Source organism: Candidatus Jidaibacter acanthamoeba (genome assembly GCF_000815465.1).
Lineage (GTDB): Bacteria > Pseudomonadota > Alphaproteobacteria > Rickettsiales > Midichloriaceae > Jidaibacter > Jidaibacter acanthamoebae.
In genome coordinates this window covers 1-556 of sequence record NZ_JSWE01000066.1, presented here as the reverse complement: position 1 = coordinate 556, position 556 = coordinate 1, and the positions used below count along the sequence as shown (strand labels likewise).

The 556-nt window shown below is 32.7% G+C and carries 1 protein-coding gene; it reads left to right on the top strand.

What is annotated here, in order from left to right; translation table 11 throughout:
• Window positions 1-77 precede the first annotated feature (77 nt).
• Window positions 78-556 (top strand): hypothetical protein (locus NF27_RS02395; protein ID WP_338140442.1); only part of this gene is annotated, 479 nt, incomplete at its 3' end.

Below are 556 nucleotides of genomic sequence, written 5' to 3'. Positions count from 1 at the left end.
TTGATAAGCAAGGTAGAACTCCACTTCACTATACAGTGCTTTGTAATACAGCTCTAAAAAACGGGGTGATATGGGAAATGGATAGAACTCCGTTAGTACGTTATGCTGAAATACTTGAGATATTACTGAAACATGGTGCTAACCCTTTAATAAAAGATAAAGAAGGGTATACTCCCAAAAGCATTATTAACTCAAAGCTGAACAATACGGCAAGGTATGATGTAAGTTATACCCAAGGAAATACTACATGCGAGGGTTTAAGGGAAGTTGCCATAAAAAAAGATTTAGAAATGCATGAGGCTCTAAAGGTAGTTGAGGGAATATATCATGAAAAATATAGAAATCTATTAATTAAAAATAATATATATAAGATAATTATTACTAAATTACAAAAGGAGCTAAATTATTCTTACTCTGACGTTTGTGATAAGACAGGCAAGTTGTTATCGAGTATGGCGGGTATTAAGGAGCGTGAAAGTTATATAAGTCCAAGTTTGAGTCCTGGGGAAGAAAAAGATACGATTAATATATTCATTGAATTTAATAATCAAACCGA